The sequence below is a fragment of the Microbacterium sp. 16-032 genome (assembly GCF_041079455.1).
Lineage (GTDB): Bacteria > Actinomycetota > Actinomycetes > Actinomycetales > Microbacteriaceae > Microbacterium > Microbacterium testaceum_A.
Map to the genome: position 1 here is coordinate 248258 of NZ_JBFYGQ010000002.1, position 24050 is coordinate 272307.

The 24050-nt window shown below is 71.3% G+C and carries 23 protein-coding genes; 9 read left to right on the forward strand and 14 right to left on the reverse strand.

Annotated features, from left to right (window positions below; all coding sequences use genetic code 11):
• The first annotated feature begins 103 nt into the window (after positions 1-103).
• The 4 genes from AB6V31_RS04845 (at position 104) to AB6V31_RS04860 (ending at position 2550) form a co-directional block, all read left to right on the forward strand.
• Positions 104-541, forward strand: a complete 438-nt coding sequence (locus tag AB6V31_RS04845; RefSeq protein WP_144782070.1) for a thioredoxin family protein — start codon at positions 104-106, stop codon at positions 539-541.
• The gene (locus AB6V31_RS04850; protein ID WP_056227362.1) at positions 534-1106 is read left to right on the forward strand and encodes a DUF4395 domain-containing protein; all 573 of its coding nucleotides are present in this window, start codon (positions 534-536) and stop codon (positions 1104-1106) included. Before AB6V31_RS04845 ends, AB6V31_RS04850 begins: the two co-directional genes overlap by 8 nt.
• A gap of 105 nt (positions 1107-1211) precedes the next feature.
• Positions 1212-1637 carry an OsmC family peroxiredoxin gene (locus AB6V31_RS04855; RefSeq protein ID WP_056227360.1) on the forward strand — a complete coding sequence of 142 codons (426 nt, stop codon included), beginning with the start codon at positions 1212-1214 and terminating at the stop codon, positions 1635-1637.
• Positions 1630-2550 carry a TIGR01777 family oxidoreductase gene (locus AB6V31_RS04860; protein ID WP_369364407.1) on the forward strand — a complete coding sequence of 307 codons (921 nt, stop codon included), beginning with the start codon at positions 1630-1632 and terminating at the stop codon, positions 2548-2550. The genes AB6V31_RS04855 and AB6V31_RS04860 overlap by 8 nt, the downstream gene beginning before the upstream one ends.
• Positions 2551-2662: 112 nt before the next feature.
• Here the strand turns inward: AB6V31_RS04860 and AB6V31_RS04865 are convergent, their stop codons facing one another.
• The 5 genes from AB6V31_RS04865 to AB6V31_RS04885 form a co-directional block, all read right to left on the reverse strand.
• On the reverse strand, positions 2663-3115 hold the full coding sequence (locus AB6V31_RS04865; RefSeq protein WP_369364409.1) for a hypothetical protein: 453 nt from the start codon (positions 3113-3115) through the stop codon (positions 2663-2665).
• Positions 3112-3924 (reverse strand): 4-hydroxy-tetrahydrodipicolinate reductase, encoded by an 813-nt coding sequence (gene dapB, locus AB6V31_RS04870; protein ID WP_369364411.1) that lies wholly within the window; start codon positions 3922-3924, stop codon positions 3112-3114. Before dapB ends, AB6V31_RS04865 begins: the two co-directional genes overlap by 4 nt.
• 63 nt (positions 3925-3987) lie before the next feature.
• Positions 3988-4590: a histidine phosphatase family protein gene (locus tag AB6V31_RS04875; RefSeq protein WP_056227348.1), complete on the reverse strand. Its 603-nt coding sequence runs from the start codon at positions 4588-4590 to the stop codon at positions 3988-3990.
• A gap of 79 nt (positions 4591-4669) precedes the next feature.
• Positions 4670-5695, reverse strand: coding sequence for an aldo/keto reductase (locus AB6V31_RS04880; RefSeq protein WP_056228473.1), 1026 nt, complete (start codon positions 5693-5695; stop codon positions 4670-4672).
• A gap of 233 nt (positions 5696-5928) precedes the next feature.
• Positions 5929-8226, reverse strand: coding sequence for a polyribonucleotide nucleotidyltransferase (locus AB6V31_RS04885; protein WP_056227345.1), 2298 nt, complete (start codon positions 8224-8226; stop codon positions 5929-5931).
• Positions 8227-8528: 302 nt separating this feature from the next.
• Between AB6V31_RS04885 and AB6V31_RS04890 the strand changes: the two genes are divergently transcribed.
• A complete protein-coding gene (locus AB6V31_RS04890; RefSeq protein WP_369364414.1) occupies positions 8529-9785 on the forward strand; it encodes a hypothetical protein in 1257 nt (418 codons plus the stop codon).
• 78 nt (positions 9786-9863) lie between these two features.
• On the opposite strand, the gene AB6V31_RS04895 is transcribed toward AB6V31_RS04890, so the two are convergent.
• The gene (locus AB6V31_RS04895) at positions 9864-11831 is read right to left on the reverse strand and encodes a GDSL-type esterase/lipase family protein (protein ID WP_074694411.1); all 1968 of its coding nucleotides are present in this window, start codon (positions 11829-11831) and stop codon (positions 9864-9866) included.
• 133 nt (positions 11832-11964) lie between these two features.
• Here AB6V31_RS04895 and AB6V31_RS04900 point away from each other — a divergent pair, with 133 nt between their 5' ends.
• The gene (locus tag AB6V31_RS04900) at positions 11965-12576 is read left to right on the forward strand and encodes a DedA family protein (RefSeq protein WP_369364416.1); all 612 of its coding nucleotides are present in this window, start codon (positions 11965-11967) and stop codon (positions 12574-12576) included.
• Positions 12577-12690: 114 nt separating this feature from the next.
• On the opposite strand, the gene AB6V31_RS04905 is transcribed toward AB6V31_RS04900, so the two are convergent.
• Complete coding sequence (locus AB6V31_RS04905) at positions 12691-13452, reverse strand: fructosamine kinase family protein (RefSeq protein WP_369364418.1); 762 nt, start codon at positions 13450-13452, stop codon at positions 12691-12693.
• A gap of 46 nt (positions 13453-13498) precedes the next feature.
• Here AB6V31_RS04905 and AB6V31_RS04910 point away from each other — a divergent pair, with 46 nt between their 5' ends.
• Positions 13499-14281: a DNA/RNA non-specific endonuclease gene (locus tag AB6V31_RS04910; protein WP_369364420.1), complete on the forward strand. Its 783-nt coding sequence runs from the start codon at positions 13499-13501 to the stop codon at positions 14279-14281.
• Positions 14282-14343: 62 nt separating this feature from the next.
• Here the strand turns inward: AB6V31_RS04910 and AB6V31_RS04915 are convergent, their stop codons facing one another.
• From AB6V31_RS04915 to efeU, 6 genes are all read right to left on the reverse strand, one after another.
• Entirely contained in the window at positions 14344-14946 is a 603-nt protein-coding gene (locus AB6V31_RS04915; protein ID WP_369364422.1) for a class I SAM-dependent methyltransferase, read from the reverse strand.
• A 307-nt stretch (positions 14947-15253) separates the two neighbouring features.
• Positions 15254-15898 carry an FMN reductase gene (locus AB6V31_RS04920; protein ID WP_074694226.1) on the reverse strand — a complete coding sequence of 215 codons (645 nt, stop codon included), beginning with the start codon at positions 15896-15898 and terminating at the stop codon, positions 15254-15256.
• A 1-nt stretch (position 15899) separates the two neighbouring features.
• On the reverse strand, positions 15900-17132 hold the full coding sequence (locus AB6V31_RS04925) for an LLM class flavin-dependent oxidoreductase (RefSeq protein ID WP_056227324.1): 1233 nt from the start codon (positions 17130-17132) through the stop codon (positions 15900-15902).
• A 166-nt stretch (positions 17133-17298) separates the two neighbouring features.
• On the reverse strand, positions 17299-18576 hold the full coding sequence (gene efeB, locus AB6V31_RS04930; RefSeq protein WP_369364631.1) for an iron uptake transporter deferrochelatase/peroxidase subunit: 1278 nt from the start codon (positions 18574-18576) through the stop codon (positions 17299-17301).
• 20 nt (positions 18577-18596) lie between these two features.
• Positions 18597-19826, reverse strand: a complete 1230-nt coding sequence (gene efeO / locus AB6V31_RS04935; RefSeq protein ID WP_369364424.1) for an iron uptake system protein EfeO — start codon at positions 19824-19826, stop codon at positions 18597-18599.
• Positions 19827-19887: 61 nt separating this feature from the next.
• Positions 19888-20886 carry an iron uptake transporter permease EfeU gene (gene efeU, locus AB6V31_RS04940; protein ID WP_369364426.1) on the reverse strand — a complete coding sequence of 333 codons (999 nt, stop codon included), beginning with the start codon at positions 20884-20886 and terminating at the stop codon, positions 19888-19890.
• A 216-nt stretch (positions 20887-21102) separates the two neighbouring features.
• Here efeU and AB6V31_RS04945 point away from each other — a divergent pair, with 216 nt between their 5' ends.
• Positions 21103-22119, forward strand: a complete 1017-nt coding sequence (locus AB6V31_RS04945) for an isopenicillin N synthase family dioxygenase (RefSeq protein WP_369364427.1) — start codon at positions 21103-21105, stop codon at positions 22117-22119.
• Positions 22120-22263: 144 nt separating this feature from the next.
• On the opposite strand, the gene rpsO is transcribed toward AB6V31_RS04945, so the two are convergent.
• Positions 22264-22533 (reverse strand): 30S ribosomal protein S15, encoded by a 270-nt coding sequence (gene rpsO / locus AB6V31_RS04950; protein ID WP_056227311.1) that lies wholly within the window; start codon positions 22531-22533, stop codon positions 22264-22266.
• Positions 22534-22701: 168 nt separating this feature from the next.
• On the opposite strand from rpsO, the gene AB6V31_RS04955 reads away from it, so the two are divergent.
• Positions 22702-24036: an MFS transporter gene (locus tag AB6V31_RS04955; RefSeq protein ID WP_369364429.1), complete on the forward strand. Its 1335-nt coding sequence runs from the start codon at positions 22702-22704 to the stop codon at positions 24034-24036.
• The last annotated feature ends 14 nt before the right edge of the window (positions 24037-24050 follow it).

Below are 24050 nucleotides of genomic sequence, written 5' to 3' on the forward strand. Positions count from 1 at the left end.
CGACGGTGGACGGTGGAGGCCTGCGCACGCGGTGGGGAGGAGGGTTCGTCACGAGAGGACTCATCGGCCCTCCCCGCGCTCCCGCGCGTTAGCGTTGACGGTCGTGGACGTGACCTTCGCTCTTCTGGCCGCCGGGGCGCTCGTCGTACTCACGACGATCGCCGGTCTCGTGTTCCGGCGCCGCCAGGGCCGCGCGCGCACCGTCGATTCGGTCGAGGCGGTCGATCCCGCCCTGCTCGGTGCCGAGAGCCTCGGGCCCGAGGCGACCCTCGTGCAGTTCAGCACCGAGATCTGCTCCCGCTGCCCCGGGGTGCGCCGCGTGCTCACGCAGATCGCCGACGCCCGCGACGGCGTCAGTTACGTCGACGTCGACCTCACCCATCGGCCCGACCTCGCTCAGCACTTCCGCGTGCTGCAGACCCCCACCACCCTCGTCCTCGACCGGCGTGGAGTGATCCGCACCCGCTTCGGGGGCACTCTCGAACGCGCCGCGGTCGAGAGCGAGTTGACCCGCCTGCAGAAGGAGCCCACCCGTGCCTGACACCTCGCGCATCGATGCTCGCGGCCCCCGCTTCGCGGCATCCATCACCGCCGTCCTCCTCCTCGTGGCGACCGTCCTGAGCCTGATCGGCATCTCGACGCAGCGCGGAGCCTACGGGTGGTTCGCCTACCAACCTCTGGCCGACGCGACCTTCCGCCCCGATGGCTGGGCCGTGCAGCAGCTGCCCCTTCTGGACCGCGTCGCGGACCCCGGCTTCGTCGTGGTGCTCGTGATCGCGCTGCTGTTCGTCTGGGGCGTCACCTCTCCGCGCACCGCGCCGTGGGGCGTGCTCTACCGACGGGTCGTGCAGCCCCGCCTCGCACCCCCGACCGAGTTCGAAGACCCGCGCCCGCCCCGCTTCGCCCAGGGCGTGGGGCTCTTCGTCACGGCCGCCGGACTGCTCCTCCACCTCGCCGGGGTTCCCTGGGCGCTGCCGATCGCGGCGGCCATGGCGTTCGTCGCGGCGTTCCTCAACGCGGTCTTCGGACTGTGCCTCGGATGCCAGCTCTACCTCGTTCTGCAGCGCGCGGGACTCATCGGGCGACGCGGCCCCGCCGCTGTCTGAGCGTCGTCGAGCAAAGGCCTGTCAAGACCCGAAGAGTGCCGTCCGCGCTCACTAGGCTGGCCGCGTCGCGGTCGCCCCGACCGCGCCGAGACAACGGAGGTTCCCATGGCCGTCACGAGCGAAGCCACCACCGCCTGGAAGGGCAGCCTGTTCGAAGGATCGGGTGAGGTCACGTTCACCTCCTCGGGCATCGGCACGTTCGACGTGAACTGGAAGGCCCGCAGCGAAGGCTCGAGCTCGGTCACCACCCCCGAGGAACTTCTCGCCGGTGCCCACTCGTCGTGCTTCAGCATGGCGCTCTCGAATGCCCTCGCCGACAACGGCACCCCGCCCGAGTCGGTCGACGCGACGGCGTCGATCACCTTCAAGCCCGGCACCGGGATCACCGGCAGCCACCTCAACGTGAACGCGGTCGTGCCCGGGCTCGACGACGAGACGTTCCAGAAGATCGCCGCCGATGCCAAGGCGAACTGCCCCGTGTCGCAGGCGCTCGCGGGCATCGACATCACCCTCGAGGCCACGCTTGCCTGAGACCCCGGCCCGACGCGTCGTCCTCGCCGGCGCGTCGGGCCTCATCGGCTCGGCCCTGCTCGACTCGCTGCGCGGCGACGGCGTCGAGGTCACCTCGCTCGTGCGCCACGAGCCGACCGCCCCGCACGAGGTGCAGTGGCTGCAGGATGCCACCCCGCTCGACCCCGACGTGATCGCCGGGGCCGACGCCGTGGTGTGCCTGAACGGCGCATCGATCGGGCACTTCCCCTGGACCCCCTCGTACAAGAGCACCCTGCTGTGGTCGCGCATCACCCCGACGCGCACCCTGGCCACCGCGGTCCGTGCACTGGGCGGCGACGCCCCGGCGCTCGTGAACGCGAGCGCGACCGGTTTCTACGGTTCGCAGCCCGGAGCCGTCCTGACCGAGGCCTCGAAGCGCGGCACGGGCCTGCTCGCCGACATCTGCGTCGATTGGGAGCACGAGGCACGAGCCGCCGGAGATTCGGCGCGGGTGGCGATGCTGCGCACCGCCCCCGTCGTGCACGAGCAGGGAGTGCTCAAGCCCCTCCTCCTGCTGACCAAGCTCGGCATCTCGGGCCCGATCGGCCGCGGCACCCAGGTGTGGCCGTGGATCTCGCTCGACGACGAGGTGCGCGCGATCCGCCACGTCATCGATTCCGATCTGTCGGGACCCGTGAACCTCACCGGCCCCACGCGCGCGACGGCGAACGACCTCGGTTTCGCCCTCGCCCGCCGCATGAATCGTCCGTACCTCGTGCGCGCGCCGATCTGGGGCGTGAAGCTCGCCCTCGGCTCCGACGCGACCGAGGCGCTGCTCACCTCCGACGCCGACGTGCGCCCGACGGCCCTCGAGGACAGCGGGTTCACGTTCTCTCACCGCACGGTCGAAGAGGCCGTGGCCTCGGCCGTGCCGGCGCACGACGCCGCCTGACGGGACGAAGGGGAGGCCGGACGCTCACGCCCCCTCCCCTCCGCTGCCCGGGGCACCCGGGGCCGGGAGCGAGCTCGTCGGGGCCGCAGAGCGGTGTTCCGCGAAGAAGTCCTCAGGCGACGCGGCGCTCGGACGTCTCGAGACGGATGGCCGTGCGGATCGCATCCCGCGCGCGCCGACGGTCGCCCGCCGCGTCGTACGCGAGGCCCAGCCGGTAGCGCGCGCGCCAGTCGTCGGGGTGTTCTTCGACGTCCGCCCGGTAGCGCGGGAACAATGCGTCGCCGTCTTCGCGTTCGATGCGCCCGCTCGGGCGCACGGGGAGGTCTTCATCGGGCAGTCCGCCCTCGGCATCCAACCGCTCCCCCAGTTGCTGGGCGCGCACACCGAACCACAGTTCGCGGCCGATCGCCCAGATCGCCAGGGCCGGAAGCACGAGCAACGCCACGCCCATCACGACGCCGACGGTCTCTCCGCTCGTCAGCAGAACGATGGCCCGCTGCCCCGCGAGCACGACGTACATCAGCAGCAGCACCGTCATGACGGCGACCGCGACGCGCACTCTCATGCGCCGGTGACGCCCGCGACCTGGCCCGACACGTCGCCGTCGGTGATCGGAGCCTCGGGCGCGAGGGGACGCGTCCGCACGCCGATGTCGATGAAGCTGTCGAGACCCACGTGCACGCCGCGCGCGTCGCGCGCTGCGGCCAGGGCGATCCGGATGCCGGGAGCGTAGGCCTTGGCGGGCTCGATCGTGTCGTGCACGATCGTCAGCGACTCCCCCGCTCCCGAGAGCACCGTCTCTTGGCGGGCGACGACACCCGGGCGACGCAGCGAGTGAATGGGGACGGATGCCACGCGCTGTCCGCGAGCACGCTGGTCGACATGGGGAGACTCGACGGGGCCGACGTCGGCCCGCGCCGCCGCGATGAGCTCGGCGGTGCGCACCGCCGTCCCGCTGGGAGAATCGATCTTCGTCTCGTGGTGGGCCTCGACGATCTCGATCGAGGGGAAGAACGGGGCCGCCGCCGCCGCGAGGGCGCTGCCGATCACCGAACCGAGCGAGAAGTTGGGGATGAAAACGGCGCCCGTTCCGCTGGCATCCACCAACGATCGGACGAGGGCGATGCGTTCGTTCGACCAACCCGAGGTGCCCACCAGGACGTTGATGCCGCGCTCGACCGCCGCGCGGACGACGTCGATGGAGACGGCGGGGGTCGTCGCGTCGATCACGAGATCCGCGCCGTCCATCTCGCTGAGCGGAGAGGCCGAGGTGAGGACCGCGGTGACCTCGTAGCCCTCTTCGGCCTCGACGACCGCCCTGATCACCCCGCCGAGCTTTCCGGTTCCGCCCACGATGGCCACACGCGTCGTCATAGGTCCAGCCTAGGCGCGAGCGCACGGCGTCGCGGCGTTAACCACAGACGCGCCGCGCGAAGCTCAGACCGGAAGCGGGTCGACCAGCCCGGTGCGCAGCTCGACCGGCAGGTGCGCGAGGTCGTTGTGCGACAGGAGGGTCCAGGGCCGGCCCTTCTTCTGCGCGATGACCGTCAGACCGCAGTAGGCCTGGTTGATGGTCATCCAGCGCCACTCGGGCGCCTGCAGCACCTCGCGGACGAACCACGAGATGACGAAATTGTGCGTGATGACCAGCTCGTGGACCTCACCGGCCTTGCGGGCGAGGAACTCGGCGGTGGCATCGGCCATCTGCGCGCGGCCCGCATCGATCTCGGCCTCGGTCACCGAACCGAAGAAGGGCTCGAACACCGAGGGCGTCTCGGGCGTCATACCGGTGGGGATGCAATCGAATAGAAGCGCCGAGGACTCGGGAGTGACGGCGGGCAGACGGTCGGCGACGGCGCGGGCTGTCTGCGCCGCGCGTTCGAGAGGCGAGTGCCAGACGGCGTCGAGCGGGAGTCCGGACAGACGGTCGGCCAGCAGGGCGGCCTGACGCTGACCCCGCGGCGACAGTGGGCCGTCGGTGAGGCCGTGCTCGGCATCCTGGTGCTCGCCATGGCGCACCAGGTAGATGTAGTGCGTCACGTCAGCTCACTCCGTCGTCGATCCGCCGTCCCCCGGCCCTCATCGACCAGCCTACGTCACACCCCCGACAGGGGGCCGATCACTCCGCGGCGCGCGCGATATCCGAGAGGTGCGCCCGGCTGAGCCGCACGCCGACGGCGCGCATGCACTCCACGACGTGCCGGGGCGCGAAGGCGTTCACGATGGGCGCCGTCACGATCTTCTGAGCCAGCAGCCAGGCCACCGCCACCGCGGCATCCGGGAGGCCGAGTTCGCTGCCCACGGCGTCGAGGGCGCGCAGTACGCGCGAGCCCCGCCGGTTCAAGTGCGCGGCGACCTGCGTGCCGCGCACCGACTGCGAGGACTGTCCTCGAGTGCGGGTCTCGCCGGCCAGGAAGCCGTGGGCGAGCGGATGCGAAGGAGTGACGGCCATGTTCTGCGCCGAGGCGATGAGACGCACGTCGCCTTCGAACTCCGAGCGGCGCAGCACGTTGTACGGCACGTCGAGCACCGTGATGCGCGGGTACCCCGCCGATGACAGGATGCGAGCCTCGACGAGCTGGGCGGCGGTGTAGCCGTGCGCGCCGATCGCGCGTACCTTGCCCGCGTCGACGAGCCACTCGCTCGTGGCCAGGGTGTCCTCGAGGAGCGCCTTGTCGCCCCGGGCGGCGTCGAGCGACAGCACGTCGATGCGATCGGTGCCGAGGCGCGTGAGCGAGGCCTCGACGGCGCGCACGAGGTTGACGGAGTCGAGCCCGGGGTTGTCGGGGTGACCGCCGATGCGGACCGTCAGGACGGTGTCGTCGCGCATGCGGCGGGTGCGCAACCATTCGCCGATGATGAACTCGCTGCGCCCCGCCGCGTAGCTGTCGGCGGTGTGCAGCGCGTTGCCGCCGAGCTCGGCGTAGGCGTCGAGGATCTCGTGGCTCGCGCGCGCGTCGACGTTCCACCCGAACTCTCCCCCGCCGAGGAACAGCGGGAAGACGTCGAACCCCGTCTCGCCGAGCGGAACGCGCACGTGCGAACCCAGCCCCGGCCCCTGCAGGGTGATGGGTGACGACGGATGCGGGGCTCGATCTCGACGCAGGCGCGGCGTGGCCGTCTCATCGACGCCCGAGCCGCTCATGGTGAGGTCCTCTCCCACAGTGCCGGGTGACGATACGGAACAGCGCCCGTATCACCACGCCCCCCGACGTACTACGAGGCTAGGCCTTCCTCGTGACCGCTCCGTCGATTGCCCCGCCGCGCCGATAAACATTGCGTAACGCTTCCGCGTCGCTCGCCACGTGCGTCACACCCGTCACACGACGGATGCCCGCCCCGCACGAAGCGGGACGGGCATCCGGTCAGCGAGAAGGATCAGCCTTCGGCGGGAGCCTCGGGGCCCTCGCTCGCGGCGGCCGAACTCTGCGTGTCGGCGGGCTCGGGCGTGGTGGCCTCCTCGTCGAGCACGGGCTCGAGCGAGAGCTTGCCGCGGTCGTCGATCTTCGTGATGCGCACGAGGATCTTGCGACCGACCGAGAGCACGTCTTCGACGTTCTCGACGCGCTTGCCACCGGCGAGCTTGCGGACCTCGCTGACGTGCAGCAGACCGTCCTTGCCGGGAAGCAGCGAGACGAACGCACCGAAGGTCGCGATCTTGACGACGGTTCCGAGGAACTGCTCGCCCACCTCGGGGTTGGTCGGGTTGGCGATCGCGTTCACCTGGGCGCGGGCCGCCTCGGCCGAGGGGCCGTCGGTCGCACCGATGTACACGGTGCCGTCGTCCTCGATCGAGATCTGGGCGCCGGTCTCGTCCTGGATGGAGTTGATCGTCTTGCCCTTGGGTCCGATGAGCTCGCCGATCTTGTCGACCGGGATCTGCACGCTGATGACGCGGGGCGCGGTGGGCGCCATCTCGTCGGGAGCGTCGATCGCCGAGTTCAGGACGTTGAGGATCGTGAGGCGAGCCTCCTTGGCCTGGGTGAGGGCGGCGGCCAGCACCGACGACGGGATGCCGTCGAGCTTGGTGTCGAGCTGGATCGCGGTGATGAACTCGCTCGTGCCGGCGACCTTGAAGTCCATGTCGCCGAGGGCGTCTTCGGCGCCGAGGATGTCGGTCAGGGCGGCGTAGCGCGTCTGTCCGTCGACCTCGTCGGTGACCAGGCCCATGGCGATACCGGCGACGGGGGCGCGAAGGGGCACACCCGCGTTCAGCAGCGACAGGGTCGATGCGCAGACCGAGCCCATCGACGTCGAGCCGTTGGAGCCGAGGGCCTCGGACACCTGACGGATCGCGTAGGGGAACTCCTCGCGGCTGGGGAGCACCGGGACGAGCGCGCGCTCGGCCAGGAAGCCGTGACCGATCTCGCGACGCTTCGGCGAACCCACGCGACCGGTCTCACCGGTCGAGTACGGCGGGAAGTTGTAGTGGTGCAGGTAGCGCTTGCTCGTGATGGGCGAGAGCGAGTCGATCTGCTGCTCCATCTTGAGCATGTTCAGCGTGGTGACGCCCAGGATCTGGGTCTCGCCGCGCTGGAAGATCGCCGAGCCGTGGACGCGCGGGATGACCTGCACCTCGGCGTCGAGCGGGCGGATGTCGGCGAGTCCGCGGCCGTCCATGCGGACGCCCTCGGCCAGGATGCGACCGCGGACGATCGTCTTGGTGACCGACTTGTACGCGGCGTTGAACTCGAGGGTCGCGACGGCGGGCAGCTCGCCCGACTCGACGGCGGCGACGAGCTGCTCCTTGACCGAGGTCTTGACCTCGTCATCGGCGTTCTGACGCTCCTGCTTGTCGGCGATCTGGTACACGGGCACCAGACGGTCGTAAGCGCGACCGGCGACGAAGTCGTAGGTCTCCTGGCTGTAGGCCGGGAAGACGGGGAACGACTGGATCTCCTTGGCCGCGGTGCGCGCGACCTCGTTCTGCGCGTCGACGAGCTGGCGCAGGAAGGGCTTGGCGGCCTCGAGGCCCTCGGCGACGACCTGCTCGTTCGGCTTGGTCGCGCCGCCCTTGATCATGTTCCAGCTGCCCTCGGTGGCCTCGGCCTCCACCATCATGATGGCGACGTCGCCGTCGTCGAGCACGCGGCCCGCGACGATGAGGTCGAAGACGGCGTCCTCGAGCTGCGTGACGGTCGGGAAGGCGACCCACTGGTCGGCGTTCTCGCCCTGACCGGGGATGAGCGCCAGGCGCACACCCGCGATGGGACCCGAGAACGGCAGACCCGAGATCTGGGTCGACAGCGAGGCGGCGTTGATCGCCAACGCGTCGTAGAACTCGCCGGGGGCGATCGACAGCACGGTGACGACGATCTGCACCTCGTTGCGCAGGCCGTCGACGAACGACGGGCGCAGCGGGCGGTCGATGAGGCGGCACACGAGGATGGCCTCGGTGGAGGGGCGACCCTCGCGGCGGAAGAACGAGCCGGGGATCTTGCCGGCGGCGTACGAGCGCTCCTCGACGTCGACGGTCAGCGGGAAGAAGTCGAATCCTTCACGCGGGTGCTTGCCGGCGCTGGTGGCCGACAGCAGCATGGTCTCCTCGTCGAGGTAGGCGGCGACTGCGCCCTGAGCCTGCTGAGCGAGGCGTCCGGTTTCGAACCGGACGGTACGGGTGCCGAAACGGCCGTTGTCGAGAACGGCTTCAGCGGCGGTGATTTCTGGACCTTCCAAGAGGTCCCTCCTTCTTTGTTTAGGCTCGCCGCCCCGTGTGGGCGACGAGCTGACATGCGAAGGAGCAGGAACAGGCAGAAAGGGCGCGCCGACGAATCGACCCGGAATCCCGGCGACTGGCCACCAGTAGACGACCACCCGGCATACGACGGGGAGTCCACCACAGGGGACCAGCGTCTGCCGGCCTGCTCCGTGAGCTCATATGTAGTTGAGCCGATGCCACGACGGCATCCCTCGCCACCCTACCAGCGACGACCCGTTCCGGGTGGGCAGCGCACGACGTCGTGCTCTACCGTGACCTCATGGGCCTCATCCGTCGCACGAGTCACACGCTTCTCGCGTGCGTCCTCGCCGGCGCGGCCCTCGCCCCCGTCCCCGCCTCCGCGGCGGTTATCGGCGCGGGGTCCGTGGCTCCCGTCGCCGCGGTCGACGAGAGCGCCGTCGCCCGGGTGCGGGCGGAGTTGGATGCCGCGGAGGCCGTCGCCGTGGCCGCGTCGCGCCGTGCCCTCGACGCGTCGGCGACCGCCGAGCAGACGCGACTGCTGGCCGAGACGACCGCTGCGCGCGCGGCAGCGCTGAGCGCCGAGAGCGCCTCGGCCGACGCCGCCGAGACCTCGAGCGCCACGGCCGCCGGCGCGAGCGCCGCGCGGCTGTACCGCACCGTGGGCGGCGGCCCGCTGGTGGCGCAGCTGCTCACGGATGCCGATCCCGATTCGCTGCTGGAACGGCTCGGCATCCTGGATCGGGTCTCGGAGGTCGCCGCGCGCACCGCGGGTCGCGCCCGCAGTGCGGCCGACGTCGCGACCTCGCTGCGCGAGCAGGCCGAGCAGGCGCGGGACGAAGCCGCGCGCGTGGCCGCCGACGCTCGAGCCACCGCGGCGGCGGCGCAGAGCGATGCGGACGCCGAGGCGGCGACGGTGCGCGAGACGCAGGGCCGCCTCGACGATCTCTACGCCCAGCTCGCGGCCCTCAGGGCGACGACCGCCGCTCAGGAGCGCGCGGCGCGCGAGGAGCAGAAGGTGCAGCGCGATGCGGCGCAGCCCGGCGGATCCGCCGGCGGGGCGAGCACCGGTGGCGGTGCGGCTCCGGGCGGCGGCGGGACGACGGGCGGTGGTGGAGCGGCCGGCGGCGGTTCCGCCTCGACCGGGGGCGGCGCGAGCAACGGCTCATCGGGCGGCGGAAGCGGCTCGACCGGCGGCTCGGGCGGCGGCGGCTCGGGGGCGGGGTCGACGGCTCCGGCCGGTCCGATCATGAGCCCGAGCGAGGCGCGGTCCGCGGCGCGCGGCGCGATCGGCCGCTACGGCTGGGGTGACGACCAGTTCTCCTGCCTCGTCTCGCTGTGGAACCGCGAGTCGGGATGGCGGGCCGACGCCTACAACGCGGGCAGCGGTGCCTACGGCATCCCTCAGGCTCTCCCCGGCGACAAGATGGCCTCCGCCGGACTCGACTGGCGCACCAACGCCGTCACCCAGATCTCCTGGGGCCTGTCGTACATCGGCTCGCGGTACGGCTCCCCCTGCGGCGCGTGGGATCACTCCCAGCGCACCGGCTGGTACTGACACCCCGCGGCGAGCGCGCAGGCGACGCAGACGGGCACCGGGTCGCTCGGTGCAGGCACCGGCCGCGATCTCAAGGTCTCAGACCGCGTCGGCGCGCTCGCGATCACCACGGGTGGGCAGCTCGATGTAGCCCGCGTGCTTGGCGACGATCCCGTCTCCCGCCGTCCGCCCGCGCACGCGGCGCCACACCCACGGCAGAGCATCGCGCGTGAGCCAGGTACCACGCGGACGCTCGGCCTCGTCGGCGTGCAGCGCCTCGTCGAGACCGAGCAGCGCCCGCGCGTCGGGCACGCCCAGGGATTCCGCCCCGCGGTAGGCGACGAGACGGTGGCCGGCCGAACTGAGGTGCACGAGGTCATCGGCCCACATCGGCGCCTCGCCGATCTCGCCCACGGCCTCGAGGTCGAGCAGGATCGCGCCCTGCTCCGCCGCGATCCGGCGCAGGTGCACGTTGTACGCCGCGAACCGTCGGGCGAAGATGCGCGCGGCGGGCCGTCGCGGCAGGAACGTCGTCACCAGCAGCACATCGGCACCGGTCCGTCGCACCGCGCGCACCGCCGATTCGACCTCGGCCACCAGCGCCGGGAGCACGGGCGCCGGCCCCACGAGATCGTTCGCACCGATGAGGATCGACACCAGGTCGGGCTTCAGAGCGAGAGCGGCGGGGATCTGCTCGTCGATCAGGTGCCGCACCCGACGACTGCGCACGGCGAGATTCGCGTATCGGAACGGCCCCTCGTCGGTGGTGCCGGCGAGGAGCTCGGCGAGACGGTCGGCCCAGCCGCGGAACTGCCCCGACGGCATCCGCGAGGCGTCGCACAACCCCTCGGTCAGCGAGTCCCCGAGGGCAACGAAACGCGTCCACCGTCCTCGAGTGCGGGATGCCGCGGTGCCGGCCGGTCGTGGACTGCCGCGCCGCAGCAGGCTGTCGTCGACGCGGCGCAGGGCGATGGCGTCGCGGTAGTGCTCGATCAGCGACCCGGTCAGCGCCGCCCACGTGCGTCCCTCCACCGAGCCGCGCGCCGCGCGGGCGAAAGCGCGGCGTTTGGCGTCGTCGCCCACGAGGTCCGCGACGCGCGCGCGCAGGTCATCGAGGTCGCCGGGCTTGTAGAGCCACCCGTCGACGCTCGAGCGCACGAGGTCGAGGGGACCGCCGACACCCGTCGCGACCACCGGCACACCGCTGGCGAGCGCCTCCTGAATGGTCTGACCGAAGGTCTCGCTCTCCCCCGGGTGCACGAACACGTCGAAGCCCGCGAGGGTGGACGCGAGCTCCGAACCGCCCAGGTGGCCGGTGAACACGGCATCCGGGATCGCCTTCTCGAGGGCGGGACGCGAGGGGCCGTCGCCGACGATGACCAGCCGCGTGTCGGGGAGGTCGGCGAGGGCGCGGAGGTCGTCGACCTGCTTCTCGGGCGCCAGGCGACCGACGTAGCCGATGATGCGCTCGCCGTTCGGGGCGATCCGCGCCCGCCACCGGTCGTCGCGGTGCTCGGGGGCGAAGCGCACGGCATCCACTCCCCTGCCCCACCGGCGGATGCGGTCGACGCCGAGGTCCTCGAGCTGCCGGGTCGACGCCGACGAGGGCGCGAGCGTCAGGGTCGCCCGGCGGTGCAGGCGTGAGACGTGTCCGGCGACGAGAGCCGTCGCGTGCGGCAGTCCGTACTTCTGCGAGTAGGCGACGACGTCCGTCTGGTAGACCGCGACCGAGGGGATTTTCAGCGCGTCGGCGGCCGCGAGACCCTGCCACCCCAGCACGAACGGCGATGCCAGGTGCACGACGTCGGGGTCGAAGTCGCGCAGCAGGGCTCCCAGGCGCGCGGCCCGGGCGAAGACCACGCGCACCTCGGGGTACGACGGCAGGGGAACCGAACGCAGCAGCTCGGTGCGGGCTCCGTGCAGGTCGGCGGTGACGTCGCCGGATTTGGGGGCGATCACGAGCGTCTCGTGGCCCGCCTCCGCCAGATGGCGCAGGACGTGGAGAACGGAACCGGTGACCCCGTTCATGTGCGGGAGGAAGGATTCGGCCAGCAGCGCGACTCTCACGAGACCAGGGTGAGGCGTGTCGCGGCCTCGCGGGGGCCGTTCGCGCCCGACGTTCGCGATGTTCACCGGATGCTCCGCCGGGCGTCACCCCCGCGTCGGCGGGGCGTCTCGATCAGCGGCGGAGAGTGACGGAATGGACGGAGTCGACGCCTGGCTGCAGGCGATCGCGGCGAGCCCGTGGGCCCTGCCCGCGATGGCACTGCTCGTGTTCGCCGACGCGTTCCTCGTCGTGATCCCCGGTGAGGCCGCGGTCACGGCGTTCGGTGCCCTCGCCGTCGCCCACGGCACTCCCCCGCTCGCCGCGGTGATCCTCGTCGCGGGGGCCGCGGCCTTCGCCGGCGACCTCGGCTGCTATCTGGTGGGACGTCTCGTGGGCGTCGAGCGCTGGGCCTGGATGCGCGGGCCCCGCGTCTCCGCCGCCCTCGACTGGGCGCGGGCGCGCCTCGAACGCAACGCCGCCGTCGTGCTCTTCACCGCGCGGTTCGTGCCCTTCGCGCGGCTCGCGGTCAACCTCGCGGCGGGGGCGGCGCGGGTGAATCCGGCGCGGTACCTGGGCGTCGCGGCGCTCGCGGCCCTCGCGTGGGCGGCGTACCAAGCGGTGATCGGGGCGGTCGTCGCGGCGCTGGTGCCGGGCGGTCCGGTGGTGGCGGTGGTGGTGTCGATCGTCGTGGCCGTGGGGATCGGCGTCGGCATCGATCTGGTGCTCGCGCGGCGGGCGAAGCGCCGGGCGGCCTCGCGCTCCTGACCCTCGCGGAATCGGACGATCGCGCCGTGTCGGATCTCGCGCGGTCGTGCGTCCTATTCCGGTGCGAATCTGCGATTCTGCTCGCGCCGATCCCGGATGCCGTCACCCGGCGCCTCAGCCCAGCGCGAGCGTCTGCTCGGCGGCGTCGACGAGGGCCCGGCCGTACGACGGCCCGTGTCCAGCGGCGTGCACGGCGAGCGGATGCAACTGGTGCACGGGCACGCGCTCGCTCCAGCCGTCGCGCAGTGGGCGCACCCGGTCGTAAGCGTCGACGATCCGCTCGAGGAAGGGGCACCCGAACAGCGCGAGCATCGCGAGATCGGTCTCGCGATGACCGCCCTGCGCTGCCGGGTCGATCAGCACGACACCCTCCTCGCCCCACAGCACGTTGCCCGCCCAGAGGTCGCCGTGCAGACGGGCGGGCGGCTCGTCGTCGTCGAAGGCCCCCGCCGCGATCAACGCGCACGCGCGGTCGACGACCTCGGCTCCGGATGCCGACAGGTTGCCGGCCGCGAGGGCGATCGGCACGAACGGCTCGACGCGCTGCGCCGCGTAGAAGACGCCCCAGGTCGGCTTCGGCCGCGCCGGCTGCGGGCGGCTGCCGATGAAGATGTCGCCCGTCCAGCCGGGCGGCGGCGAGCCGAACGCCTCGGCCCCCGCGTCGTGGGTCGCGGCGAGCGCGGCACCGAAGGCGTCGGCGGCCTCCGCGGAGGGACGCGCCTCGGCGATGCGCTCCAGCACGATTCGCCGGTCCGCGACCTCGATCACCTCGGCGATGCGCGCGCCGCCCGCCTCGGCGAGCCAGCGGAGCCCGGCGGCCTCGGCGGCGAAGAACCCCGCGGGGGCGTCGGGGCGGGTCTTCACGTGCTGTTCCATCGACCCAGTCTGTCGCGATGTCGGAGGTCACCGGCACGATGGGGGCATGAGCGACGGCTACGACCCGGACTTCCTCGGCATCCCCCTGCCCCTCCCTTCTCCTGAACAACCCACCACGCGGCTCGACTACCCGCGCTTCAGCGTGCTGCTCGACGAGCAGCGGCGCTTCGCGGCGGTCACCGCCGTGGTCATCGACGGCGCCCGCCTGCTCGACCTCGCGCGAACCGGTGAGTGGCGACTCGATCCCCGCGTTTCCGCAGACGCGCAGGCAGGGCCTGACGTCTACAGCCGCAACGACCTCGACCGCGGGCACCTCGTGCGTCGGCGCGACCCGGGCTGGGGCTCCACCGCTGAGGCGCGCGAGGCCACCGAGGCGACCTTCTTCTACACGAACGCCGCCCCACAGGCCGCCGGCTTCAACCAGTCGAAAGAGCTCTGGCTCGGTCTCGAAGACCACGTGCTGGCCTACGCCGAGACGACCGACCAGCGCCTCGCCGTGTTCACCGCGCCGGTGCTCGCCGACGACGATCCGCCTTATCGCGGCATCCGGGTGCCGCTGCGCTTCTGGAAGATCGCCGCGTGGCGCGAGGGCGATGCACTCGCCGCGGCCGGTTTCGTGCTCGATCAGAGCGACCTCGTCGACACCCGGCAGGGCCTCGTCGTGCCGCCCCTCGGGGCGTTCCGCACGTTCCAGGTGTCGATCGCCGACCTCGCGACCGAGGCGGGCGTCGACGTCGGACCGCTCGTCGAGGCCGACACCTTCGTTCGTCGCGGCCTGCGACCGGTCGCCGCGCGCGAACTGCGCAGCACCGACGACATCGTGCTGTGAGGCGCAACGCAGGCGGCTGAGCCCGTCGAAGCCCCCGGTCGCGGGCGGGGCGGCGGCGCTCCTCAGCGCACCCGCACCGCGTGCAGCACCGTGTCGATCGCGGGACTCGTGTGCCCGTCGCGCAGCTCGGAATCAGCGGAGCCGCGCGTCACCTGCTCGCAGCGCTCGACGCCGAAACGGTCGTCGAGCGCGCCGCGCAGCAGCTCGGGCGTGTAGAGGATCGCCGGGTCAGAGGGTCCGTGCCCGCCCGCGGCGATGTTGTCGACGTCGTGGCCGAGCACGATGAGGGTTCCCCCGGGCGCCACCCATTCGGCGATGCGCGCGAACGCGGCGGCGTTGTCGTCCAGGTGCAGGTAGCACGACACCACGAGATCGACGGGTGCCGGGGGCTCGAACTCGTGCACGTCGGCACGCACCCACGAGACGGCGTCGCCGCCCGGGCGGGCTGCGGCGAGCGCGAGACCAGCGCTCGAGAAGTCGACGCCCGTGGTCTCCCACCCGCGCTGCGCCAGCCAGAGGGCCGTGCGCCCGTCGCCGGTTGCGACGTCGATCGCGGAGCCCGGCGGCAGCGCGCCGGCGATCTCGCGGACGACGGCGGGAGGCTGGGTGGCCCACACTCCCCCGGCGGAGGCGCGATAACGCTCGTCCCACTGCGTGGCATCCATTCGGTCTCCTCCGGCTCGCTCCCCACCCTAGATCCGCGCGCGGGCGCCCCGGCGCGACCCCCGCACCCGCATCGGATTCGGACCGTAGCGACAGATCCGGATGCCAACGCTTCCCCGATCCGAATCCGTTGCGGCTGTCCGCCCCGCCCCCGCCGCGCGATTCACGCAGCCTCAGCAACCCGCACAACCTCAGCCTGAGACCCCGCATCACGACGGAAGTTGCGCGAATCGCCCACTCTGCGCCGCCCCGCAGACAGCACGACGCCCCGCCGCCCGAACCAACGGGCGACGGGGCTGCGTCGCAGGGTCACTCCCCCGACAGTCCACCCAGCAAATGGCCGAACGAGCGGCCCTCACCGAGGTACGACGAGGGGTCGAACGGATCGGCGTCGCGGACGGGTTCGCGGGCGGCGATGGCATCCGCGAGCTCCCGGGCACCCCGGTCGACGCGGGATCCGAGCGGGGCGACCTCGTCGGCGTTGGCGCCCCAGTCGCTCGAGGCGGCGAACACACCGGTCGGCACGGGGTTGGCGTGCAGGTAGGTGAACAGCGGGCGGATCGCGTAGTCGATCGCGAGCGAGTGCCGCGCGGTTCCGGCGTTCGCGCCGAGGAGCACGGGGGTTCCGGTGAGCGCCTGCGGGTCGAGCACGTCGATGAACGACTTGAACAGACCCGAGTAGCTCGTCGAGAAGATCGGGGTCACCGCGATGATGCCGTCGGCCGAGACGACCGTGTTGATCATCTGCTCGAGGGCGGGCGGGGCGAAGCCGGTGAGCAGGTTGTCGGTGAGGTCGTGCGCGTAGTCGCGCAGCTCGAACACGTCGGCGGTGGCCTCGATGCCGCGCTCGCGCAGCTCCGCGAGCACGGCGTGGCTGAGCCGGTCGCCGAGCATACGGGTCGACGAGGGCGTCGACAGGCCCGCGGTCACGACCGCGATGCGACGGGCGGCCATCTCAGGCACCGACCTTCGACGCGGCCGCACCGAAGGCGCTGCCCGAGCGAGGCGCGGCATCCTGGTACGGGCTGCCCGAGACCATGTTGTCGCCGCGATTCGCGCCCGGAACGGCCTGGCGCGGAGCCGCACCGGCGTAGATCTTCTCGACCTGGTTGGCGTGCGTGGGCGCGTCGGGCACCTCGGCGGGGCGGTTCTTCTGCAGCTCCTTGCGCAGGACCGGCACGACCTCGCCGCCCAGGATGTCGAGCTGCTCGAGCACGGTCTTGGTCGGAAGACCCGCGTGGTCGATGAGGAAGAGCTGGCGCTGGTAGTCGCCGAACGTCTCGCGCATCGCGGCGTAGCGGTCGATGATCTGCTGCGGCGAGCCGACGGTCAGCGGGGTCATCTCGCTGAAGTCCTCGAGGCTCGGGCCGTGGCCGTAGACGGGAGCGTTGTCGAAGTACGGGCGGAACTCGCGCACGGCGTCCTGCGAGTTGGCGCGCATGAAGACCTGGCCGCCGAGGCCGACGATCGCCTGCTGGGGCGTGCCGTGGCCGTAGTGGGCGAAGCGCTCGCGGTACAGCGTGATCAGGCGCTGGTAGTGCTCCTTGGGCCAGAAGATGTTGTTCGCGAAGAAGCCGTTGCCGTAATAAGCGGCCTGCTCGGCGATCTCGGGCGTGCGGATCGAGCCGTGCCACACGAACGGCGGCACACCGTCGAGGGGGCGCGGGGTCGAGGTGAAGCCCTGCAGCGGGGTGCGGAACTTCCCTTCCCAGTCGACGACGTCTTCACGCCACAGCTTGTGCAGCAGGTCGTAGTTCTCGATGGTCAGCGGCAGACCCTGGCGGATGTCCTTGCCGAACCAGGGGTAGACCGGGCCGGTGTTGCCACGGCCGAGCATGAGGTCGGCGCGACCGCCCGAGACGTGCTGCAGCATCGCGAAGTCTTCGGCGATCTTCACCGGGTCGTTCGTGGTGATGAGGGTCGTGGAGGTCGTGAGGATGAGGCGCTCGGTCTGGGCCGCGATGTACGCGAGCGTCGTCGTGGGCGACGACGACCAGAACGGAGGGTTGTGGTGCTCGCCGAGGGCGAAGACGTCGAGGCCGACCTCTTCGGTGTGCTTGGCGATCGTGAGGGTGTCTTTGATGCGCTGGGCTTCGCTCGGCGTCGTACCGGTGGTCGGGTCCTGGGTGATGTCGCTCACCGTCATGACACCGAACTGCATTCCGGGCCAGGTGTTCGTCTCGCTCATGATGCCTCTTCCATTTGTATGCATTTGAATATACATGTTGGAACGCGCCGCGCCGGGCTTTATTCCGGCCACACCCTCCCGATCAGCGAGAAACGCCCCCCACACCGGGAAACGCGTTCAGCGGGCGTTTCCCAGCGCAGAGAGCGTTTACGAGTCGGCACAGGCGTTACGCCCCGAGCAGCCCCGCCCCCACCGATGCCCCCGCGGACGGCGCGGGCGGCACGGCCCACAGCCCCGAGCCGACGTGGCGGACGTACTCGTTCATGGCATCCGTCGACAGGGCCTTCTGCACGGTGATGTACCGCTGCGGGCTCTTCTGGAACGACAGGAAGAACAGGCCGGCGTTGAGCCGCCCCAAATCGGTCGTGCCGTCGACGAAGTTGTACCCGCGACGCAGCAACCGGATACCGCCGTTCATGTCGGGGTGCGCGAGGCGCACGTGGCTGCGCGGGTCGATCGCCGGGGCCCCGGTGGCGCCCGCCGCCGCGAAGTCCGGCGCGGTGAACTCGTCGCCGCCCGAGAGCGGTGCGCCGTTCGCCTTGTCACGACCGATCACGCGGTCCTGCTCTGCCAGACGCGTGCGGTCCCACGTCTCGATGAGCATCGAGATGCGCCGCGCGACCAGGTACGACCCGCCCGCGAGCCAGGCCGGACCCTCGGATGCCGACACCCACACGTTCTCGTCGAGAGCGGCCGCGTCGTCGGCGAGGATGTTGGCCGTTCCGTCCTTGAACCCGAACAGGTTCCGAGGGGTCGTCTGCTCGGAGGTCGTCTTCGAGGTGCGACCGAACCCGAGCTGCGACCACCGGATCGTCGCCCGACCGAAGGCGATCCGACTGAGGTTGCGGATGGCGTGGACCGCCACCTGCGGGTCGTCCGCACAGGCCTGGATGCAGAGATCACCATCGGAACGCAGCGGGTCGAGATCGTCGCCGAGGAACGCCGGCAGACGCTCGAGCCCGTCGGGACGCTGCCCCTCGAGTCCGAAGCGCTGGTCGAACAGCGACGGCCCGAATCCGAACGTGATGGTGAGGTTGCTCGCGGGCAGGCCCAGGGCCTCGCCCGTGTCGTCCGGCGGCGCCTGGGGAGAGCCGCCCACGGCCCCCGTGGCGGTCACCTCGAGCCCCTGCATCATGCGGGTCGCGGCGTACGTCCAGTCCGAGAGCAGCTCGGCAAGGTCGTCGCGCGTCGTCCGCGCCATCATGTCGTACGAGGCGAAGTGCAGGTGCTCCTGCACCGGCGTCGTGATCCCGGGCTGATGGATGCCGGTCGTCACCGCCGCGGCATCCTTCACGGCCTTCTGCTGCTCGAGGGCGTAGGCCTGACCGCCGACGAGACCGCCTCCGGCGCCGACGACGAGTCCCGTGGCCCCCGCGCCGAGGGCGAGGCCCATCAGCCCACGGCGAGACAAGCCCGTGGCATCCGGGGTCTGCTCCTCCGGCATGTTCTGCGCGTCGCTCACGCTCACTCCAGGATCGTCACCGTCAGCTGCGAGAGCGGCTCGGCGAGGGCGTTGATGAGGTCGGTGAGCTGGCGCTTGTCGGCCTCGGTGATCTGGCTGTAGGGGACGAAGCCGGCGTCGAGGGAGCCGTACTTCGCCAGGGCCGCCTCGAGATCGGCGTAGCCGCCGTCGATGCGCGACACCAGCGCGGTGCCCTTATCGCCCTTCGAGTCGGCGAAATCGCGCACGAGCGAGAAGGCCATCTTCGAGCCCTCGACGTTCGCCGCGAAGTCGTTGAGGTCGGTGCCCGACCACCAGTCCTCTTCGCCGCTGATCTTGCCCGTGGCCACCTCGTCGAGCAGCGAGATCGCCCCGTTCGAGATCCCCGCGACGCCCTGCGCGTCGAGCGCCTGGGTGAAGGCGTCGGAGTGTACGTAGTCGTACAGCTCCTGGGTGTCGGCGACGAGCTTGTCACCGTAGGTCGCGCGTTCGGCCGGGGTCGAGGGCGCCCAGTTCTTCCACGCGGGGGTCTCGCCGTCGGCGTTTAGGGCGTCCTGCGCCGGAACCCACAGGTCCTTCTCGATGCGGTGGAACCCGGTCCAGTCCAGCCCCTCGGCCACGGCGTCGACCTCGCGGTAGTCGATGCGCGGATCGAGGTCGCCGAGCGCCTCGGCGATCGGCTCGATGCGCTCGTAGAAGGCGCGCACGCGCGGGAATTGCTCTTTCGCCGCGGCGTCGTCGCCCGACTCGTAGGCGGCGGTGAAGGTCTGCACGGCGGGGATCAGCTGTCCGACCTGGTCCTTGACGAAGGCGGCGTAGAGGTCGACGGCCTGCTGCTTCTGCTCGGCATCCGGACCGCTGACGGCGACGGCGTCGCCGGTGACGGTGAAGCTCGCCTTGCCCACCCCGTCGCCGACCATACCGGGCTTGCAGAGGGTGAAGTAGTCGCCGGGCTGCGCGACGACCGTGAGGTTGCGCGAGGCACCCGGAGCGATGTTCTCGACCTCGCCGACGATTCGCAGACCGTCGGACGCCAGAAGGTAGAACTCCGTGACCTGGTCGCTCTTGTTGCTCACGTCGAACGCGACGGTGCCGCTGGGCGCGCTGGCGGCCGAGACCGCGCAGCCGTCGCCGGTCGAGGTGACGGACAGTGCACCCGAGGCCGCCGCGTCGGATTTCGCGACGCAGCCGGACAGGAGCAGGACGGTCGCGCCGGCCGCGGCGGTCGCCGCGAGGAGGCGTGTCGAGTTCATGGTTCTCCGATCGATGAGAGAGGGATGCCGCGGCGTCGGGCACGCGGGTGGTGCCGGGGGTCTACGGGGTGGCGGTGGCGGGCGGGGCGGTGGGCGAGGACCCGACCCGGGCCGGCTCCGCCGGGGCGGTGGAGCGAGGGGCCGCATCCGACGCGGACGCACCCGTCGGCCGCGGGCGGCGGTTCGCGCGCACGCCGCGGAAGAAGAGGGGCGCGACGATGGCGATGTACACCACCCAGGCGATCACCTGGAGCCAGGTCATCTGCGGCATGAAGCCGACCGTCGCCTGCAGCAGCACGGCGAGCGCGCTGTCGGGCGCGATGGTGGTGGAGACGTCGAACGCCCAACCGAAGGGGAAGCCGGCCCACCCGGTGGCGACCGCACCGGTCGCGGGATCGAGCGGCGCCCCGGCTCCGAAGGGGCCGGGAAGGGCTCCCGCCTCCTGCAGATCGTGGAAGGCATAGGCGAGGACGCCGGCCGCGACGATGACGAGGACGCCGCCGGTCCAGGTGAAGAAGCGGCCGAGGTTCAGGCGCAGCATGCCGCGCGCGATGAACCAGCCGAGCACGACGGCCGTCACCAGCCCGAGCAGGGCGCCCAACAGGGCGACGGGCGATTCGCCGAACGACTGCACCATCGACCACAGCAGAAGGGTCGTCTCGACGCCCTCGCGCGCGACCGAGACGAACCCGATGGCCACGAGCGCCCAGACGCCCCCGCGCAGCGCCTTGTCGAGGCCGCCCTCGAGGCCCGCCTTGAGCGTGCGCCCCGCCTTCTGCATCCAGAAGATCATCCACGTGACCATCGCGACGGCCAGCAGGGACAGCCCGCCGCCGAGCAACTCCTGCGCCTCGAACGTCAGCATGTACGCGCCGAAGGTGAAGATCGCCCCGACGCCGAGGGCGAGGGCGACGGCGAGTCCCACACCGGTCCACAGCGTGGGGAGCGCGTCGCGGCGGTCGAGACGCGTGAGGTAGGCGACGAGGATGCCGACGACCAGGGCCGCCTCGAGGCCTTCACGCAGACCGATGAGGAAGGTGGCGAAGAAGCTTGCGAGCACGAGCGGAGGACCCGACTTTCACGATGGGGGTGAGGACGCCGCGGCACTGCGGAAGGTAAGGACAGCCTCACCTGACCACTACACAATACGCAATACCCGGGACGATTCCCACCAGGAATCGGCGGGATCATTCCTCTCGACGCGGGCGTCACCCGCCGAGCGGTAATCGTCGGCAATATTCGGGCGGCATCGCGCGGGCCGACCTAGCCTCGATCCATGTCCGACCTGAACCTCCCCGTTCTCGACCTCTCGCTCCTCGACCAAGGCCCCGGCGCCGCCGCCCGCTTCCGCGACGAGCTGCGCGCCGCCACCCACGACGTCGGGTTCTTCTACCTGACCGGCACCGGGGTGAGCGCCGAACTCGAGGCGCGCCTGCTGCGGGCGGCGAAGGACTTCTTCGCCCTGCCCGAGGCCGAAAAGCTCTCGATCGAGAACGTCACGAGCCCCCACTTCCGCGGGTACACGCGCGTCGGCGGCGAGCGCACGCAGGGCCGGGTCGACTGGCGCGAGCAGATCGACATCGGACCCGAGCGGGCCCCCCTGACCGACCCCGACGGCCCGGGGTACAACCGTCTCGTCGGCCCGAACCTGTGGCCCGCGGCGCAGCCCGAGCTGCAGGACGTCGTGACCGAGTGGCACGACCACCTCACGGGCGTCGCACGCAAGCTCCTCCGCGCGTGGGCCCTCGCCCTGGGCGCAGAGGAACAGTACTTCGACCGCCACTTCGGCGACCCGCAGACCCTCATCAAGATCGTCCGCTACCCCGGCAAGGACGACCCGACCCCCCAGCAGGGGGTGGGCGCCCACAAGGACTCGGGCGTGCTGACCCTGCTGTGGGTCGAGCCCGGAAAGGGCGGCCTGCAGGTCGAGCGCGACGGCGAGTGGGTCGACGCTCCCCCGGTGCCCGGCGCCTTCGTGGTCAACATCGGCGAACTGCTCGAGTACGCCACCCAGGGCTACCTGCGGGCGACGAACCACCGGGTGATCTCGCCGCGGTTCCCCGACGAGCGCATCTCGGTGCCGTTCTTCTTCAACCCGGCCCTCGATGCGCGACTGCCGATCATCGAGCTGCCGGCCGAGCTCGCCGCCCAGTCTCGCGGCGTCGAGGACGACCCCGACAACCCCATCCACGCGACCTACGGCGAGAACGCCCTCAAGTCGCGGCTGCGCGCCCACCCCGACGTGGCCGAGCGCTGGCATCCCGACCTGGTCGCCGGCCGCACGGCATCCTGACCTCCGGGCACCCTTCTCGATAAACGCGTGGAGGCACGGCCGGCTGGCGACGAGCACCGCGGCGAGCGCCGGGGATGACGAAGGCCGCCCCACACCGTGGGGCGGCCTTCCAAGAATGTTTTGCGCGATAGAACGCTGGTGCGATTAGCGACGCAGACCGAGACGCTCGATGAGCGAGCGGTAACGGTTGATGTCGACGTCCTGCAGGTAACCCAGCAGGCGGCGGCGCTGACCGACGAGCAGGAAGAGCCCACGGCGCGAGTGGTGGTCGTGCTTGTGGGTCTTGAGGTGCTCGGTGAGGTCCTTGATGCGCTGCGTCATCATCGCGACCTGTACCTCGGGGGATCCGGTGTCACCGGGGTGCGTCGCGTACTCTTCGATGATCGCCTTCTTGACGTCTGCTTCGAGTGCCATAGATGGGATCCCCTTCCTTCTCATTGCGCGGCGCCCGTCACACGATGTGCGAGCTCTCTTTATCCGCGGCCGATCGAACGGCAACCGCATGAGTCTACCAGCATCGGGATGCCGACACCGCACCGGTCCGCGGCGTCCGGTGTCGGAGGGCTGGCGTAGCCTCGAGCCGTGAGTCAGACCGATCCCGCCGCTCCCCCGCGCCGAGGCGCCCGCGGTGCGTTCATCGATCTGCGGCCCCTGACGACTTCGCCGGCTTTCGCGCGACTCTGGGTGGGGTCGACGCTCGCCGGCCTCGGCGGCCAGCTGACGGTCGTCGCCGTCATGCTCCACGTGTTCGAGCTGACCCAGAGCACGTTCGCGGTGTCGATGATCGCGGTCGCGGGGCTGCTCCCCATGGTTGCGGCGGGCCTGTACGGCGGCATGCTCGCCGATGCCTTCGACCGACGCACCGTCGCCCTGCTGGCCGCGGTGGTCACGTTCGCCTCGACCGCGCTGCTCGCCGCCCTCGCGTGGACAGGTCTCGAGACCGTCGGGTGGCTCTTCGTGCTCAGCGTGGTGAACTCCGCGGCGAACTCCATCGTGATGGCGACGAAGTCCGCGATCACCCCCCGCCTCATCCCCCGGGATCTGCTGCCCGCCGCCGCCGCATTGCAGGGCGTCACCGTCGGGGTCATGGTGATGGCGGGCCCGGCCCTGGCCGGCGTGCTCGTCGCCGTCGCGGGTTACGCCTGGACCTACTCTCTCGACGTCCTCCTGATGACCTCGCTGTTCCTCGGCCTCTGGTCGCTGCCGAAGCTCCGCCCCGAGGGTGAGATCGTCCGACCCGGACTCGAGTCGTTCCGCGACGGCGTGCGCTTTCTCCGTCGGGCTCCGAACATCCGGCTGCAGTACATCCTCGAAATCATCGCGATGACCTTCGGGCAGCCGGTGGCCCTGTTCCCGGCGATCGGGGCGGTGCTGCTGGGCGGCGGGGCGATCACCACCGGCATCCTGACGGCGGCCGTCGCCGCGGGGGCCTTCTTCTCCAGCCTGTTCTCGGGCCCGATCGGGCGCGTGCGCCGGCAGGGGCTCGGCATCGAACGTGCGATCCAGGTCTACGGTCTGTCGATCGGCCTCTTCGGTTTCGTGCTTCTCTCGGCCACTCTCGGCTGGCTCCGCCCGGCCCTCGTCGACGAGACCCACGCGGCGGTCGCCCTCATCGCCCTCGCCGCGGTGGTCCTGGCGGTGTCCGGCGCCGCCGACAACGTCAGTGCGATCTATCGGTCGACCATGATGCAGGCGGCGGTTCCGGATGCCATGCGCGGGCGCCTCCAGGGCATCTTCGTCGTCGTGGTGGCCGGCGGCCCTCGCGTCGGAGCCCTCTACGCCGGCACCCTGGCGACCCTCGCCGCCCTGTGGGTGCCGCCGCTGTTCGGCGGCATCCTGATCCTCGGTCTCGTCGGCACCCTCGTGCGGTTCTCGCCGCGTTTCCGCGCGTACGACGCGCTCGACCCTCAGCCCTGACTCGTCGGCCCATC

Bases quoted from the DNA above. Each gene is read 5' to 3' on its own strand.
- AB6V31_RS04910 (WP_369364420.1), top strand. From the start codon at position 13,499: ATGAGCGACGGCTACGACCCGGACTTCCTCGGCATCCCCCTGCCCCTC.
- AB6V31_RS04920 (WP_074694226.1), bottom strand. From the start codon at position 15,898: ATGGCCGCCCGTCGCATCGCGGTCGTGACCGCGGGCCTGTCGACGCCC.
- AB6V31_RS04915 (WP_369364422.1), bottom strand. From the start codon at position 14,946: ATGGATGCCACGCAGTGGGACGAGCGTTATCGCGCCTCCGCCGGGGGA.
- AB6V31_RS04905 (WP_369364418.1), bottom strand. From the start codon at position 13,452: ATGGAACAGCACGTGAAGACCCGCCCCGACGCCCCCGCGGGGTTCTTC.
- rpsO (WP_056227311.1), bottom strand. From the start codon at position 22,533: ATGGCACTCGAAGCAGACGTCAAGAAGGCGATCATCGAAGAGTACGCG.
- efeB (WP_369364631.1), bottom strand. From the start codon at position 18,576: ATGCCGGAGGAGCAGACCCCGGATGCCACGGGCTTGTCTCGCCGTGGG.
- AB6V31_RS04925 (WP_056227324.1), bottom strand. From the start codon at position 17,132: ATGAGCGAGACGAACACCTGGCCCGGAATGCAGTTCGGTGTCATGACG.
- AB6V31_RS04880 (WP_056228473.1), bottom strand. From the start codon at position 5,695: ATGAGCGGCTCGGGCGTCGATGAGACGGCCACGCCGCGCCTGCGTCGA.
- dapB (WP_369364411.1), bottom strand. From the start codon at position 3,924: ATGACGACGCGTGTGGCCATCGTGGGCGGAACCGGAAAGCTCGGCGGG.
- efeO (WP_369364424.1), bottom strand. From the start codon at position 19,826: ATGAACTCGACACGCCTCCTCGCGGCGACCGCCGCGGCCGGCGCGACC.
- AB6V31_RS04890 (WP_369364414.1), top strand. From the start codon at position 8,529: ATGGGCCTCATCCGTCGCACGAGTCACACGCTTCTCGCGTGCGTCCTC.
- AB6V31_RS04865 (WP_369364409.1), bottom strand. From the start codon at position 3,115: ATGAGAGTGCGCGTCGCGGTCGCCGTCATGACGGTGCTGCTGCTGATG.
- AB6V31_RS04900 (WP_369364416.1), top strand. From the start codon at position 11,965: ATGGACGGAGTCGACGCCTGGCTGCAGGCGATCGCGGCGAGCCCGTGG.
- AB6V31_RS04945 (WP_369364427.1), top strand. From the start codon at position 21,103: ATGTCCGACCTGAACCTCCCCGTTCTCGACCTCTCGCTCCTCGACCAA.
- AB6V31_RS04855 (WP_056227360.1), top strand. From the start codon at position 1,212: ATGGCCGTCACGAGCGAAGCCACCACCGCCTGGAAGGGCAGCCTGTTC.